A 14,627-nucleotide genomic window follows, 5' to 3' on the forward strand; every position below is an offset into this window, starting at 1 on the left:
CCCGGTTGATGCGAAGAAGGGGATCCGAGATGAGTTCCACCGACGGCCGTCCCGGCATGGACGGTCCGCTGGAAGACGCGCTGGTGAGCACCCGGAGGTACTTCACCCGCACGCGCGTGTCGCCCGACCTGCGGACGGTGACCAAGAAGGGCGGCCGGGAGGCGGACTCCTTTTACCGGGACCGCTGGTCGCACGACAAGGTGGTGCGCTCCACCCACGGCGTGAACTGCACCGGGTCCTGCTCGTGGAAGGTGTACGTCAAGGACGGCATCATCACCTGGGAGGCGCAGCAGACCGACTACCCGTCGGTCGGCCCCGACCGCCCCGAGTACGAGCCGCGCGGCTGCCCGCGCGGCGCGTCCTTCAGCTGGTACACCTACTCGCCGACGCGGGTGCGGTACCCGTACGTGCGCGGCGTCCTGCTGGAGATGTACCGGGAGGCCAGGGCCCGCACCGGCGACCCGGTGGCGGCGTGGCGCGAGGTCGTCTCCGACCCGGAGAAGGCGCGCGCCTACAAGGACGCCCGCGGGCGCGGCGGCCTGGTCCGGGCGACGTGGGACGAGGCGACCGAGATGATCGCGGCCGCGCACGTGCACACCATCAAGGAGTTCGGCCCCGACCGGGTCGCCGGGTTCTCCCCGATCCCGGCGATGTCGATGGTGTCGCACGCGTCCGGCGCCCGGTTCGTGTCGCTGCTCGGCGGGACGATGCTGTCGTTCTACGACTGGTACGCCGACCTGCCGGTGGCGTCCCCGCAGGTGTTCGGCGACCAGACCGACGTCCCCGAGTCGGGCGACTGGTGGGACGCCGGGTACCTCATCATGTGGGGCTCCAACCTGCCGGTGACCCGCACCCCGGACGCGCACTGGATGACCGAGGCCCGCTACCGGGGCCAGAAGGTCGTCGCCGTGTCCCCGGACTACGCCGACAACGTCAAGTTCGCCGACGAGTGGCTCGCCGCCCAGCCCGGCACGGACGGCGCCCTGGCGATGGCCATGGGCCACGTCATCCTCAAGGAGTTCTTCGTCGACCGGCAGGTCCCGTACTTCACCGACTACGTGAAGCGCTACAGCGACCTGCCGTTCCTGGTGCGCCTGGAGGAGCGCGACGGGAGGTACGTCCCCGGCAAGTTCCTCACGGCCGCCGACCTGCCGGGCGCCGAGGCCGAGTCGGAGCACGCCGCGTTCAAGACCGTGATCCTGGACGCGGCGACCGGGCGCCCGCTCGTCCCGAACGGCTCGCTCGGCTTCCGGTACGGCGAGGCCGGCGAGGGCCGGTGGAACCTCGACCTCGGCGGCGCCGACCCGCTGCTGTCCGCCGCGGGCGGCGCGGCGGTCGAGATCGACCTGGCCCGCTTCGACGGCGTCGACGGCGCGCCCGGCACGCTGCGGCGCGGCGTCCCCGTCCGCGAGGTCGGCGGGCATCTGGTCACCACCGTGTTCGACCTGCTGCTCGCCCAGTACGGCGTCCGGCGGGACGGCCTGCCCGGCAGCTGGCCCACCGGGTACGACGACGCGTCCGAGCCGGGCACCCCGGCGTGGCAGGAGACCTTCACCGGCGTCCCCGCGCGGGCCGCCGAGCGGATCGGCCGCGAGTACGCCGCGAACGCCGAGGAGACCCGCGGCCGCTCGATGATCATCATGGGCGCGGGCACCAACCACTGGTTCCACTCCGACACCATCTACCGGACGTTCCTCGCGCTGACCACGCTGACCGGCGGCCAGGGCGTGAACGGCGGCGGATGGGCCCACTACGTCGGGCAGGAGAAGTGCCGCCCCGTCACCGGGTGGGCGCAGCTGGCGTTCGGCCTGGACTGGTCGCGCCCGCCCCGGCAGATGATCGGCACCGCGTTCTGGTACCTGCACACCGACCAGTACCGCTACGACCACTTCGACGCCGGCACCCTGTCGGCGGCGACGGCCGGCGGCGCGTTCGCGGGCCGGTCCACCGCCGACGTGATCGCGCAGGCGGCGCGGCTCGGCTGGATGCCGTCCTACCCGACGTTCGACCGCAACCCGCTCGTCCTCGCCGACGAGGCGGAGGCCGCCGGGAAGCAGCCCGGCGAGTACATCGTGGACGAGCTGAAGGCCGGCCGGCTCAGGTTCGCCTGCCAGGACCCGGACGCGCCGGAGAACTTCCCCCGCGTCCTGACGGTGTGGCGGTCCAACCTGCTCGGGTCGTCCGCCAAGGGCAACGAGTACTTCCTGCGGCACCTGCTCGGCGCGGCCGACGCGATCCGCGCGGAGGAGGCTCCGCCGGAGTGCCGGCCCGAGGAGGTCGTCTGGCGGGACGAGGCGCCCGCCGGCAAGCTCGACCTGCTGCTGTCGCTGGACTTCCGGATGACCAGCACCACCGTCTACTCCGACATCGTGCTGCCCGCCGCGACCTGGTACGAGAAGCACGACCTGAACACGACCGACATGCACCCGTTCGTGCACTCGTTCAACCCGGCGATCGGCCCGCCGTGGCAGACCCGCAGCGACTGGCGGGCCTTCCAGGACATCGCCAACGCGTTCAGCCGGCTCGCCGAGGGGCACCTCGGCGTCCGCAAGGACGTCGTCGCCGTGCCGCTGCTGCACGACACCCCCGACGAGATGGCGACGCCGCACGGCCGCGTCCTCGACTGGGCGAAGGGCGAGTGCGAGCCGGTCCCCGGGGTGACGATGCCGAAGCTCGTCACGGTCGAGCGCGACTACCCGGCCGTCGCGGCGAAGATGACCGCGCTCGGCCCGCTCGCCGAGCGGCTCGGCGCCACCACCAAGGGCGTCACGTTCGACGTCGGGCGCGAGGTCGAGTACCTCAAGCACAAGAACGGCGTCGTGCGCGGCGGCCCGGCCGACGGGCGGCCCTCCCTGAAGCGGGATGTGCACGCCTGCGAGATGATCCTCGCCTTCTCCGGCACGACGAACGGGCACCTGGCCACCCAGGGCTTCCGGACCGTGGAGCGCCGCACCGGCACCCGGCTCGCCGACCTCGCCGCCGAGCACGAGGGCAAGCAGATCACCTTCGCCGACACCCAGGCCCGCCCCGTCCCCGTCATCACCTCCCCGGAGTGGTCGGGGTCGGAGAGCGGCGGGCGCCGGTACTCGCCGTTCACCATCAACGTCGAGCGGCTCAAGCCCTGGCACACCCTCACCGGCCGGCAGCACTTCTACCTCGACCACGACTGGATGGCCGAGCTGGGGGAGCAGCTCCCGGTGTTCCGGCCCCCGCTGAACATGTCCGCCCTGTTCGGCGAGCCGGAGCTGGGGGAGACCGGCGAGCTCGGGCTGACCCTGCGGTACCTCACCCCGCACAACAAGTGGTCGATCCACTCCGAGTACCAGGACAACCTGTTCATGCTGTCGCTGTCGCGCGGCGGCCCGGTCATCTGGATGAGCGGGATCGACGCCGCCAAGATCGGCGTCCGCGACAACGACTGGATCGAGGCGGTCAACCGCAACGGCGTCGTCGTCGCCCGCGCGATCGTCACGCACCGCATGCCGGAGGGCACGGTGTACATGCACCACGCCCAGGACAAGCTGATCGACGTCCCGCGCGCGGAGGCGTCCGGCCGGCGCGGCGGCATCCACAACTCCCTGACCCGGCTGCTGATCAAACCGAGCCATCTCGTCGGCGGGTACGCGCAGCTGTCGTTCGCGTTCAACTACCTCGGGCCGACCGGCAACCAGCGCGACGAGGTCACCGTCATCCGCCGCCGCTCCCAGGAGGTGCAGTACTGATGCGCGTCATGGCGCAGATGTCGATGGTCATGAACCTCGACAAGTGCATCGGATGCCACACCTGCTCGGTCACGTGCAAGCAGGCGTGGACGAACCGCAGCGGCGTCGAGTACGTGTGGTTCAACAACGTCGAGACCCGCCCCGGCCAGGGCTACCCCCGCCGGTACGAGGACCAGGAGAAGTGGCGCGGCGGCTGGACGCTGAACCGCCGCGGGCGGCTCGCCCTCAAGGGCGGCGGCCGCTGGCGCAAGCTGCTCACGATCTTCTCCAACCCGAAGCTGCCGGGGATCGACGACTACTACGAGCCCTGGACCTACGGCTACGAGACCCTCACCAACGCGCCGCTGCAGGAGCACACGCCGGTCGCCCGGCCGAAGTCGCTGCTGTCCGGCAAGGACATGAAGGTCACCTGGTCGGCGAACTGGGACGACGACCTCGGCGGCTCGGTCGAGCACGGCGACAAGGACGTCCTGCTCAAGGAGATCTCCGACAAGGTGAAGATGGAGTTCGACAAGACCTTCATGTTCTACCTGCCGCGGATCTGCGAGCACTGCCTCAACCCGTCCTGCGCGGCGTCCTGCCCGTCCGGCGCGATCTACAAGCGCACCGAGGACGGCATCGTCCTGGTCGACCAGGACAAGTGCCGCGGCTGGCGCATGTGCGTGTCCGGCTGCCCGTACAAGAAGATGTACTTCAACCACCGGACCGGCAAGGCCGAGAAGTGCACTTTCTGCTTCCCGCGCATCGAGGTCGGCCTGCCGACGGTGTGCGCGGAGACGTGCGTCGGGCGGCTCCGCTACATCGGCCTGATCCTCTACGACGCCGACAAGGTGCTGGAGGCCGCGTCCACGACCGACGACAAGGACCTGTACGAGGCGCAGCGCGGCGTGTTCCTCGACCCGAACGATCCCGAGGTCATCGCGGCGGCCGAGCGCGAGGGCATCCCGCAGGACTGGATCGAGGCCGCGCAGCGGTCCCCGATCTACGCGCTCATCAACACCTACAAGGTGGCGCTGCCGCTGCACCCGGAGTACCGGACGATGCCGATGGTCTGGTACATCCCGCCGCTGTCGCCGGTCGTGGACGTCATCCGCGACACCGGCCACGACGCCGAGGACAAGGGCAACCTGTTCGCGGCGATCGACGCGCTGCGGATCCCGGTCGAGTACCTGGCGGAGCTGTTCACCGCCGGGGACACCGCGGTCGTTGACGGCGTGCTGCGCCGCCTCGCCGCGATGCGCTCGTACATGCGCGACCTCAACCTCGGCCGCGACGCCGACGAGGCGATCCCCGCCGGCGTCGGGATGTCCGGCGAGCAGATGTACGACATGTACCGGCTGCTGGCGCTCGCCAAGTACGAGGAGCGGTACGTCATCCCCACCGCGCACGCCGAGCAGGCGCACAGCCTGGAGGAGATCGCCACCGAGTGCAGCCTGGACTACGAGGGCGGGCCCGGGATGGGCGGCGCGGGCCTCTCCGGCGGCTCGGGGCCGTTCGGCGAGGCGTCCGGGCGGCCCAACCCGATCGCGGTGGAGAACTTCCACATGCTGCGCGACCGGCAGACCTCCGACAACCCGGTCGATCCCGCCGACAAGCACAAGCGCGTCAACCTGCTCAACTGGGACGGCAAGGGCATGCCGTCCGGGCTGTTCCCCGAGCGCCGGGGCGACGCGGACGGAACGGAGCCGAAGCCATGAGGACCAAGCCCCCGAAGACCGCCGGGTTCGGCGACGCCGAGCTGGCCACCGCCTGGCAGGCGGCCTCGCTGCTGCTCGGCTACCCCGACGAGGAGCTGCTGGCGCGGCGGCCGCTGCTGCGCCGCGCCGTCGCCGCCCTGCCCGCGCCCGCCGCGGAGCCGCTCGGCCGCTTCCTCGACCACCTGGACGCGACACCGCCCCAGCGGCTCGCCGCCGACTACGTCACGACGTTCGACCAGCGCAAGCGGTGCTGCCTCTACCTGACGTACTACGCGTGCGGCGACACCCGCAAGCGGGGGATGGCCCTGCTGCGGTTCCAGCAGGCGTACCAGGCGGCCGGGCTCGAACTGGACGGCACCGAGCTGCCCGACCACCTGGCCGTCGTGCTGGAGTTCGCCGCGACCGGCGACCTCGCGGAGGGGCGGCGGCTGCTGGTCGAGCACCGCGCCGGGCTGGAGCTGCTGCGCCTCTCGCTCACCGAGGCGGGGTCGCCGTGGGCGCCCGTCCTGGACGCGGTGTCGGCGACGCTGCCGCCGCTCACCGGCCGCACCGAGGAGGCCGTGGCCCGCCTCATCGCCGAGGGCCCGCCGGAGGAGACCGTCGGCCTCGCGCCCTACGGCGCCGACCCGGCCACCGCGGGCCCCGTCCCGCTGCCCGATCCCGTCGTTCCCGTCGCTGGAGCACGCTCATGAGCACCCTGCTGTGGGTCGTCCTGCCCTATCTCGCCATCGCGGTGTTCGTCCTCGGGCACGTCTGGCGGTACCGCTACGACAAGTTCGGCTGGACGACCCGCTCGTCCCAGCTGTACGAGCGGCGCCTGCTGCGCATCGGCAGCCCGCTGTTCCACTTCGGCATCCTGGTCGTCGCGCTCGGCCACGTCGGCGGGCTCGTCATCCCGGACGCCTGGACCGAGGCGGTGGGGATCACCGAGCACATGTACCACGTGGTCGCGGTCGTGCTCGGCACGATCGCCGGGTTCTGCACCCTGGCCGGCCTCGCCATCCTGATCTACCGGCGCCGGACGGTCGGCCCGGTGTTCCTCGCCACGACCCGCAACGACAAGCTGATGTACGCGGTGCTCACGATCACCATCGCGCTCGGGCTGGCCGCGACGGTCGCCGCGAACGTCGTCGGCGGCGGCTACAACTACCGCGAGTCGGTGTCGCCGTGGTTCAGGTCGGTGTTCTACCTCCAGCCGGACGCCGGCCTGATGACCGGCGTGCCGATCCTGTTCCAGCTGCACGCGCTCAGCGCGCTCGCGCTGTTCTGCATCTGGCCGTTCACGCGGCTGGTGCACATGCTCACGGCCCCGATCGGCTACGTGACGCGCCCCTACATCGTCTACCGCAGCCGTGACGAGCACCTGGGGATGCACCGGACGCGGCGCGGCTGGGAACGGGTCCAGTAGCCCGCCCGCTCGCACAACGAGGACGCTCCCACCCCGGGCCGGAGTGGGAGCGTCCTCGTTGTGCGAGGGTGCGGGGGTCAGCGGATCCAGAGGTCAGCGGATCCAGAGGTCGGGGCCGAACACCTCGTAGTGGATGCGCTCGTCGGAGACGCCCGCGTCGAGCAGCCCGCGCCGGATCTCCCGCATGAACGGCAGCGGCCCGCACATGAACACCCGGGCCTTGTCCGGCAGCGGCAGCGCCGCCACGTCGATCCGGCCGGCGCGGACGTCGTCGCCGAGTTCCGCGTCGCCGGGCTCCTCGTACCAGGTGAGCTGCCGGAATCCGGGGATCCGGCGCCCGGCCTCGGCGGTCTGCGCCCGCAGCGGGTGGGTGCGGGGGCTCCGGTCGGCGTGGACGGCGAGGACCGGCCGGTCCGGGTCCGACGCCGCGAGGTGGTCCAGGACGGCGGCGGCGGGGGTGATGCCGATGCCCGCGCTGATCAGGACGAGCGGCTCCTCCCCGTCGTCCAGCACGACGTCGCCGAACGGCCGGGACACCTCCAGCACGTCGCCGGGCGCGGCGTGGTCGGCGAGGTACCCGGAGACGGCGCCGTCCGGCGCCCCGTCCTCGCCGCGCACCCGCCGGACCGTGATCTGCGCCGTGCCGCCCGCCGCCCGCGACAGCGTGTACTGGCGGGGCTGGCGCAGGCCGTCCGGCAGCGTCACGGCGACGGAGACGTACTGGCCGGGCCGGTGCGCGGGGACCTCGCCGCCGTCGGCGGGCTCCAGGACGAGCGAGAACACGTCCTCGGCCTCGTCCCGCCGGTCCACGACCCGCCACGGCCGGTACGGGGCGGCCGGGTCGCAGCCGGCGTCCCGGTAGAGCCGCGCCTCCTCGGCGATGAGCAGCGTCGCGAACAGCCAGTACACCTCGGACCAGGCCGCGTTTACGGCGGGCGTCACCGCGTCGCCGAGGACGTCGGCGACCGCGTCCAGCAGGTGGCGCCCGACGATCGTGTACTGCTCGGGGCGGATGCCGAGCGAGGCGTGCTTGTGCGCGATCCGCGGGAGCATCTGCTGGAACGGCGTGGTGGACCCGGGGTCCACCAGGTGCGCCGCGAACGCGGCCACCGAGCCGGCGAGCGCCTGGCGCTGCTCGCCGTTGGCCTGGTTGCCCTGGTTGAACACGTGCCGGAGCTCGGGGTGCGCCTCGAACATCGAGTCGTAGAACCGGCCGGTGATCTGCACACCGTGGGCGCCGACGGCGGGGAGCGTGGCCCGCACCGTCTCGGCATGGTCGGACGACAGCATCGGATCCCTTCCTGTGGGGGCGTCGCCGCGGGACGGCGGCGACGACAGGAGAGCGCGTCCGGACCGCTGGACCGGACGCACTCTCCATATACTTATTGGCGGGGCGACAATAAGCGCTGTGACATTCGTCACGGCACGGCGGGAGGACTCACGGCGCGAGGGCCGCGCCCTTCCCGATCCGGCGGCCGGTGATCAGCTGGGGCCGGATCCGGACGAAGTGGTCGCGCTCACCGGGAGCCCAGCTCCGCAGCGGCAGCGCCGCCAGCGCGGCGGCGTCGGCGGGGTCGGCGACGTGCCGGGCGGGCCCGACCGCGACCACCGACCAGCCCGTCTCGGCGTCGGTGTCGAACTCGTCGATCTCGAACGCCACGATCGTGTCGGCGGCGGCGCGCGCCAGCCGCGACGTCCGCGACGTCCGGAACACGATGTCGCCGTCGCTGACCGCGAAGTTCACCGGCTGGACGGCGGGCAGCGCGTGATGGGTGAACACGATCCGCCCGATCGTCGCGCCCGCCAGCAGGGCGCGGCACTCGTCCTCGCCGAGGACCTCCAGGCCGCTGTGGTCGAGCTCCATGCCACCAGGGTGCGCCGCGCGCGCCCGCCGCCGTTAGGGACCAAGGTCCCGAGAACCGGGGTGGTGCCGGAGCTGCCCTCCGCGGGCGGTAACGTCCCGCACAAGGACAGACGACGACCCCGTCCAGGAGGACCCCCGTGCTCGCCCTCACCACCGCCGACGTGCGGATTTTCCTGCATGTGCTCGCCGCGACGATCTGGGTCGGCGGCCAGATCACCCTCGGCGTGCTGGTACCGGCGCTGCGCGGCTACGAGGGCGTCACCAAGGTCGCCGCGCGCCGCTACAACATGGTCGCCTGGCCCGCCTTCGCCGTGCTCGTCCTCACCGGCGCCTGGAACATCAGCGCCGGGGACATGGGCGACGCCGCGCAGCGGACCCTGGAGGTCAAGCTGGTGTTCGTGCTGCTGTCCGGGGTCGCCGCGTTCCTGCACACCCGCGCCAAGTCCAAGGCCGGGCTCGCCGTCTGGGGGGCGCTCGGCATGGTCGGCGCGCTCGCCGCGCTGTTCTTCGGCGTCCAGCTCGGCTGACCCGGCCACCTGGCGAATCGTCTAGGTTTGCCCCATGAGCGATTCTGTGGCGGTGGGGCTGGTCGGAGCGGGCCCGTGGGCCGGGATGGTGCACGCGCCCGCCCTCGCGGCGGGGCGCGCGACCCGGCTCGCCGGGGTGTGGGCGCGGCGCCCGGAGGCGTCCGCCGAACTCGCCGGCCAGCACGGCGCGCCCTCGTTCGAGCGGATCGAGGAGCTGTTCGACGCCTGCGAGGCCGTCGCGTTCTCCGTCCCGCCGGACGTCCAGGCGGCGCTCGCCGCCCAGGCCGCCCGCGCGGGCAAGGCCGTGCTGCTGGAGAAGCCCCTCGCCATGGACCTCGACGGCGCGCGGCGGGTCGCCGGCGCCATCGCCGAGGCGGGCGTGGTCTCCCAGATGGTCTTCACGCTGCGCTACTCCCGCGCCGCCCGCGACTTCCTCGCCCGGGTCGCCGGCCTCGACCCGTTCGGCGGCTACGGCTCGTTCGTCTCCTCGGTGCTGAGCGGCGGCCCGTTCGCCACCCCGTGGCGGCTGGAGAAGGGCGCGCTGCTCGACCTCGGCCCGCACATCGTCGACCTGCTGGACGCCTCGCTCGGCCGCGTCGCCGGCGTCCGCGCGCACGGCGACCCGCTCGGCTGGCTGGGCCTCACGCTGGAGCACGAGGGCGGCGCCGTCAGCCAGGCGTCGGTCTCCATGGCCGGCACGGGGGAACTGCCGCCCGCCCGCGTCGAGGTGTACGGGCGCAAGGGGCACGCGATCCTCGACTGGTCCCAGCTCGGCGACGACGCGTTCGCCACGATGGTCGCCGAGTTCGCCGCGGCCGTCCGCGGTGGCCCGGCCCCGCAACTCGACGCCGCCCACGGCCTGCGCATCCAGGAGGTCCTCGCCTCGGCGGAGGAGCAGCTCACCTCCTGAGAACCGCCATGATGGACCCATGGCACAGACCATCGACGACATCCTCGCCGCCGCCCGCGCGCGCCTCGACCGCGTCCGCCCCGACGAAGCCCATGCCGAGGCGGGGGCCGGAGCGGTGCTGGTCGACATCCGGCCCGCCGCCCAGCGCGCGGAGGAAGGCGAGATCCCCGGCGCGCTGATCGTGGAGCGCAACGTCCTGGAATGGCGCTTCGACCCGGCGTGCGACGCCCGGCTGCCCGTCGCGACCGGGCACGACCTGCGCGTCATCGTGTTCTGCTCGGAGGGCTACACCTCCAGCCTCGCCGCCGCGTCCCTGCACGACCTCGGCCTCACCCGCGCGACCGACATCGTCGGCGGGTTCAAGGCATGGCGCGCCGCCGGGCTCCCCGCGACGGGCGGCACCGGCCACTGAGAGCCGCCCATGCGCCGCGCGCTCATTCCGGGCGGCCCGGTCCGATCAGCCCGCCCGACCCGATACGCCGATCCGGGCGGGCTGTATCGTATTCGCTTTAGTGTCGCGTTCCGCACTTTTAGCGGGGTCCGATAAAAGGCGATCTTCTTTCCGGACAGGCCTTGATTTCCGTGATGACTCGGGTAGAAAAAGTGAAACCCGCCCCCCGAGGAGGAAATCCCCCGTGAAGGCTCCCATCATCAGGCTCGCCGTTCCCCTGGCCGCCGCGACCGCCGCCCTGGCCTTGACCGCCACCGGCGCGTCCGCCGCCTCGACCACCGTCCGCGCCGACAACGCCACCGGAGCGCCCTACTCCGGCAACTGGCAGGTCACCACCGTCGGCGCCCTCACCTTCTCCGTCGACTACCTGGGCTCGAAGATCACCGGCTCCTGCGACGGCGCCACCCTCCAGGGCACCGTCGAGTCCACCGGCGCCGGCGAGCTCACCGCCGCCTCGATCGGCGCCTGCCAGACCTCCAACGGGCTCAGCTCGCCCGCCACGGACCTCGACCTGTCCGAGCTCCCCGACAAGAGCGGGCAGATCACCTACGACCCCGTCGCGGGCGGCCGCGACGGCGTCCTGGCGATCAACGGCGGCCTGAACTTCAAGCTCGAAGGCAAGATCCTCGGCATCACCGTCACCTGCTACTACGGCTTCCAGACGGCCGGCGCCCCCGGCCTCAGCCTCGACGTCTACAACCGCGACAACCCGAACCGACCCCTCGCGGACCAGGACGACGCGCAGGGCAAGTCCGACGACATCAAGCTCGTGCGGCAGTCGGGCAGCAGCTTCCTCTGCCCGTCCAACGGCACCGGGAGCGGCGCCGGGATCGCCCGCGGCGAGACCGCGCCGGGCTCCGGCGTCTTCGACGGCAAGCTCTACCTGACCTCGTAGCGCGGAGCGGCGGCCGGACCCCGGGACCGGTGCAAGGGAGTGATCATCCACCCCGGGGCCCGGCCGCCCCCCACTTGCCCTCGCGGTGCTGGGTCGCCGTGTCGGAACGACCGGGGGCGTACGGCCGGAATCCTTCTGACGATTCGCGAGGAATTAGAGCCTAACTCCACTGGTCAGCGTGACGTAATGACATCGTGCTTACAGTTGTTTCCCACCGGTGTCCGGGCCGGGCCGTGGCAAAATCACCCGAATACCCGTGCGGAGTACCGGGCCGCGTGCGGAACAATGGGGGGCGTGAGAGCGGTGGCCATCTCCGACACCCACGCGCCCCGGCGCTGGAAGTCCTGCCCGCCGCGGGTGGCCGAGCACCTGCGCGGCGCCGACGTGATCCTGCACGCCGGCGACGTCTGCACGGCCGCCGTCCTCGACGAGCTCGCCGAGTACGCGCCGGTCCACGCCGTCCTCGGCAACAACGACGGCCCCGACGTCGCCGCCTGGGGCGCCCCCGAGCGCCTCGAACTCGACCTCGGCGGCCTCGCCGTCGCGATGGTCCACGACAGCGGCCAGGCCCGCGGGCGCACCGCCCGCATGCGCCGCTGGTTCCCCCGCGCCGACCTCGTCGTCTTCGGCCACTCCCACATCCCGCTGGACGAGACGGGCGACGGCGTCCGGATCTTCAACCCCGGCTCGCCCACCGACCGCCGCCGCCAGCCGCACGGCACCCTCGGCCTCCTCGACATCAACGGCGGCCGCCTCACCGGGGCCCGCATCGTCCCCGTCACCTGACCCGCCCTCGACCGGCCGCGGGCGGCATGGAATCGTCCCCGTGAGACGATCCGCCACGACGGAGGAGTGCCCGGGATGACCGACCGCGTCACCGTGAGCGTCCACGAAGGAGTCGCCGACGTGCGGCTCAACCGGCCCGACAAGCTGAACGCCCTGGACATGGCGATGTTCGACGCGCTCGCCGAGACCGGGGACGCGCTCGCCGCCGACGCGTCCGTGCGGGCCGTGGTCCTGTCGGGGGAGGGCCGCGCCTTCTGCGCCGGGCTCGACTTCTCCGGCTTCGCGGCCATGGCCGGCGACGGCGTCCGCACCGGGGAGAGCGAGCGCGCGCGGCGGCTGCTGGGCGACATCACGGACCGCGAGCCGGGCCGCATCACCAACCTCGGCCAGCAGGCCGTGCACGTGTGGCGGGAACTGCCGCAGCCCGTCATCGCCGCCGTCCACGGGCACGCCCTCGGCGGCGGCCTGCAGATCGTCCTCGGGGCCGACATCCGCATCGTCGCGCCGGACGCGAAGCTGTCGGTGCTGGAGATCCGGTGGGGCCTCGTCCCCGACATGACCGGGACCGCCGCGCTGATCCGCCTCGTGGGCGAGGACGTCGCGAAGGAGCTCACCTTCACCGGCCGCATGGTCTCCGGCGAGGACGCCGCCCGCATCGGCCTCGCCACCCGCGTCGACGCCGACCCGCACGCCGCCGCGACCGCACTGGCCCGCGAGATCGCCGGGAACAGCCCCGACGCCGTGCGCAGCGCCAAGCGGCTGCTGAACCGCGCCGCCGACCACGACCTGGCCGGCCAGTTCCTGGAGGAGTCCCGGGCGCTCGGCGCGCTGCGCGGCACCCCCAACCAGGTCGAGGCCGTCCGCGCCTACTTCGAGAAGCGACCGCCCTCCTTCACCTGATGCTCCGAAGCCGTCCCCGACTCGGTGGGCCGAGCCCCCGGACTGCACGGCAGCACGCCGTCGTCCATGGGCACGCGGGGCGGCGTGTACTCGGCGCCACTCGCGCGAGCAGGGCACGCCGCACTCGCTCAGCCCCAGAAGGGGGCGATCTTCGCGGCCGCCGCCTCGCCCTGCGCGAGGCCCGCGTTCGCCGCCGGAGTGCGGCTGGACGGGTCGAGCGGGTCGCCGCCGAAGGCCGCCAGCGCCGCCTCGTCCGGCACGATCACCTCGACTCGCCCGCCCGCCTTCTCCACGGCGGCGATGTCGGCGGACAGCCCGGGGTCGTCCATCGGCGCGACCAGCAGCACCCGACCGAACCCCGCCGCGAGGTCGAGGTTGTTCACCGAACGCACGCCGCCGTCCACGTAGCGGATCCCACCGATGGTCACCGGCGGCCAAATCAGCGGAACGGCGCAACTGGCGGCCACAGCGTCCACCAGGGAAACGCCCGAGCCCCGGTCGAACACGCGAAGGTCGCCGGTCAGCGCGTTCACCGCGGTGATCCGCAGGTCCCTGGACGGCCACTCGTGCACGGGCAGGCGCCCCGCGATCACCTCACGCCGCGCCGCCTCGTCGACGGTGTCCGCGGCGAGGGCCCGCGCCCCCAGCCCGCGGCGGATCGCGGCGGGGTCGTCGTCCTCCTGCGCGAGCCGCATCCAGATCTCCCCGAGCTCGGCGACCGTCACGCCCCCGGACGGCACCAGCTCCCGGTTCTGCAGCGCCGGGTCGGCCTGCCGGGCGAACAACTCTCCGATGGGCGACCCGCCCGCCACCTGCGCGGCGACCGCGGAGCCCGCCGACGTACCAAGCAGCAGATTCGCGCCCGTGACGTCCGTCCCCTCGCCGGCCAGGCCCGCGAGCACCCCCGTCAGCCAGGCGATCCCCGCGACACCGCCGCCCCCGAGCACCAGGGCGCGTCCGTTCTCACTCATGATCGATCCTCCGTTCAGACCGTGAGAGCGTAGAGGCGCGACGGGACATTCCCGTGCGCGGCCGGCCCGTCGATTTGACGTTGCCGCGGCGACCACGTAAGTTAACCCCTCGTCCCCTCCCGGATGCAGGACGCCCGCATGGCGGCCGGCCGGACGACGGGGAAACCTCCACCGAACCAGTCGACGCGGTCTCGCCGTGTCGACCGTGTCGTGGTGGGCGTCGGAAAGGCTCGGTTTTGACAAACGGGCCGGATCTGATGAAATAGCACCACCGCCCGGAAGGCGCCGCGCAAGCGGAATCGGATGGGCGTTATCGGAGAAAGCCGAAATTGACAGACCGGCCGGAACCGATAAAGTAAGAGAGTCGCCCCGGGGCGGGAAACGCGAAAGCGGATCCAGCACGGTGGGTGTCCGTTTCTTGAGAACTCAACAGCGTGTTAAAAGCCAGTGCCTTTATCGGCTCGGTCCTCTTCGGAGGGTTGAGTCGCCCCGTGGC

At 72.5% G+C, this 14,627-nt stretch carries 13 protein-coding genes; 10 read left to right on the forward strand and 3 right to left on the reverse strand.

Translation table 11 applies throughout. The annotated features are described in order from the left end of the window. Positions 1-29: 29 nt before the first annotated feature. From CHF16_RS21260 to narI, 4 genes are read left to right on the forward strand one after another with little or no spacing between them, the layout of a single operon-like run. Positions 30-3,722 (forward strand): nitrate reductase subunit alpha, encoded by a 3,693-nt coding sequence (locus tag CHF16_RS21260; RefSeq protein WP_218826763.1) that lies wholly within the window; start codon positions 30-32, stop codon positions 3,720-3,722. Next, positions 3,722-5,419 (forward strand): nitrate reductase subunit beta, encoded by a 1,698-nt coding sequence (gene narH / locus CHF16_RS21265; RefSeq protein ID WP_089327833.1) that lies wholly within the window; start codon positions 3,722-3,724, stop codon positions 5,417-5,419. Before CHF16_RS21260 ends, narH begins: the two co-directional genes overlap by 1 nt. Continuing rightward, complete coding sequence (gene narJ / locus CHF16_RS21270) at positions 5,416-6,111, forward strand: nitrate reductase molybdenum cofactor assembly chaperone (RefSeq protein WP_089327834.1); 696 nt, start codon at positions 5,416-5,418, stop codon at positions 6,109-6,111. The genes narH and narJ overlap by 4 nt, the downstream gene beginning before the upstream one ends. Next, the gene (gene narI / locus CHF16_RS21275) at positions 6,108-6,827 is read left to right on the forward strand and encodes a respiratory nitrate reductase subunit gamma (protein ID WP_089327835.1); all 720 of its coding nucleotides are present in this window, start codon (positions 6,108-6,110) and stop codon (positions 6,825-6,827) included. Before narJ ends, narI begins: the two co-directional genes overlap by 4 nt. Positions 6,828-6,920: 93 nt before the next feature. Here narI and CHF16_RS21280 read toward each other — a convergent pair whose 3' ends face one another. Both CHF16_RS21280 and CHF16_RS21285 read right to left on the reverse strand, forming a co-directional pair. Continuing rightward, positions 6,921-8,117: a globin domain-containing protein gene (locus tag CHF16_RS21280; RefSeq protein WP_089327836.1), complete on the reverse strand. Its 1,197-nt coding sequence runs from the start codon at positions 8,115-8,117 to the stop codon at positions 6,921-6,923. A gap of 148 nt (positions 8,118-8,265) precedes the next feature. After that, complete coding sequence (locus tag CHF16_RS21285; RefSeq protein ID WP_089327837.1) at positions 8,266-8,691, reverse strand: pyridoxamine 5'-phosphate oxidase family protein; 426 nt, start codon at positions 8,689-8,691, stop codon at positions 8,266-8,268. A 137-nt stretch (positions 8,692-8,828) separates the two neighbouring features. Here CHF16_RS21285 and CHF16_RS21290 point away from each other — a divergent pair, with 137 nt between their 5' ends. The 6 genes from CHF16_RS21290 (at position 8,829) to CHF16_RS21315 (ending at position 13,160) form a co-directional block, all read left to right on the forward strand. Further along, entirely contained in the window at positions 8,829-9,218 is a 390-nt protein-coding gene (locus CHF16_RS21290; protein ID WP_089327838.1) for a hypothetical protein, read from the forward strand. A 34-nt stretch (positions 9,219-9,252) separates the two neighbouring features. Next, positions 9,253-10,128 carry a Gfo/Idh/MocA family protein gene (locus CHF16_RS21295; protein ID WP_089327839.1) on the forward strand — a complete coding sequence of 292 codons (876 nt, stop codon included), beginning with the start codon at positions 9,253-9,255 and terminating at the stop codon, positions 10,126-10,128. A 19-nt stretch (positions 10,129-10,147) separates the two neighbouring features. Then, on the forward strand, positions 10,148-10,540 hold the full coding sequence (locus tag CHF16_RS21300) for a rhodanese-like domain-containing protein (RefSeq protein ID WP_089327840.1): 393 nt from the start codon (positions 10,148-10,150) through the stop codon (positions 10,538-10,540). A gap of 223 nt (positions 10,541-10,763) precedes the next feature. Then, the gene (locus tag CHF16_RS21305) at positions 10,764-11,474 is read left to right on the forward strand and encodes a hypothetical protein (protein WP_089327841.1); all 711 of its coding nucleotides are present in this window, start codon (positions 10,764-10,766) and stop codon (positions 11,472-11,474) included. Between the two features lie 294 nt (positions 11,475-11,768). Next, positions 11,769-12,260 (forward strand): metallophosphoesterase family protein, encoded by a 492-nt coding sequence (locus CHF16_RS21310; protein ID WP_089327842.1) that lies wholly within the window; start codon positions 11,769-11,771, stop codon positions 12,258-12,260. 75 nt (positions 12,261-12,335) lie between these two features. Next, positions 12,336-13,160, forward strand: coding sequence for a crotonase/enoyl-CoA hydratase family protein (locus tag CHF16_RS21315; RefSeq protein WP_089327843.1), 825 nt, complete (start codon positions 12,336-12,338; stop codon positions 13,158-13,160). 128 nt (positions 13,161-13,288) lie between these two features. Here the strand turns inward: CHF16_RS21315 and CHF16_RS21320 are convergent, their stop codons facing one another. Then, the gene (locus tag CHF16_RS21320) at positions 13,289-14,131 is read right to left on the reverse strand and encodes a patatin-like phospholipase family protein (RefSeq protein WP_089327844.1); all 843 of its coding nucleotides are present in this window, start codon (positions 14,129-14,131) and stop codon (positions 13,289-13,291) included. Between the last annotated feature and the right edge of the window lie 496 nt (positions 14,132-14,627).

It is taken from the genome of Actinomadura meyerae (assembly GCF_900188445.1).
In the GTDB taxonomy this organism is placed as follows: Bacteria; Actinomycetota; Actinomycetes; order Streptosporangiales; family Streptosporangiaceae; genus Spirillospora; species Spirillospora meyerae.

Coding starts and splice junctions, on each gene's coding strand:
- CHF16_RS21260 (WP_218826763.1), top strand. CDS start 30: ATGAGTTCCACCGACGGCCGTCCCGGCATGGACGGTCCGCTGGAAGAC.
- narH (WP_089327833.1), top strand. CDS start 3,722: ATGCGCGTCATGGCGCAGATGTCGATGGTCATGAACCTCGACAAGTGC.
- narJ (WP_089327834.1), top strand. CDS start 5,416: ATGAGGACCAAGCCCCCGAAGACCGCCGGGTTCGGCGACGCCGAGCTG.
- narI (WP_089327835.1), top strand. CDS start 6,108: ATGAGCACCCTGCTGTGGGTCGTCCTGCCCTATCTCGCCATCGCGGTG.
- CHF16_RS21280 (WP_089327836.1), bottom strand. CDS start 8,117: ATGCTGTCGTCCGACCATGCCGAGACGGTGCGGGCCACGCTCCCCGCC.
- CHF16_RS21285 (WP_089327837.1), bottom strand. CDS start 8,691: ATGGAGCTCGACCACAGCGGCCTGGAGGTCCTCGGCGAGGACGAGTGC.
- CHF16_RS21295 (WP_089327839.1), top strand. CDS start 9,253: ATGAGCGATTCTGTGGCGGTGGGGCTGGTCGGAGCGGGCCCGTGGGCC.
- CHF16_RS21300 (WP_089327840.1), top strand. CDS start 10,148: ATGGCACAGACCATCGACGACATCCTCGCCGCCGCCCGCGCGCGCCTC.
- CHF16_RS21315 (WP_089327843.1), top strand. CDS start 12,336: ATGACCGACCGCGTCACCGTGAGCGTCCACGAAGGAGTCGCCGACGTG.
- CHF16_RS21320 (WP_089327844.1), bottom strand. CDS start 14,131: ATGAGTGAGAACGGACGCGCCCTGGTGCTCGGGGGCGGCGGTGTCGCG.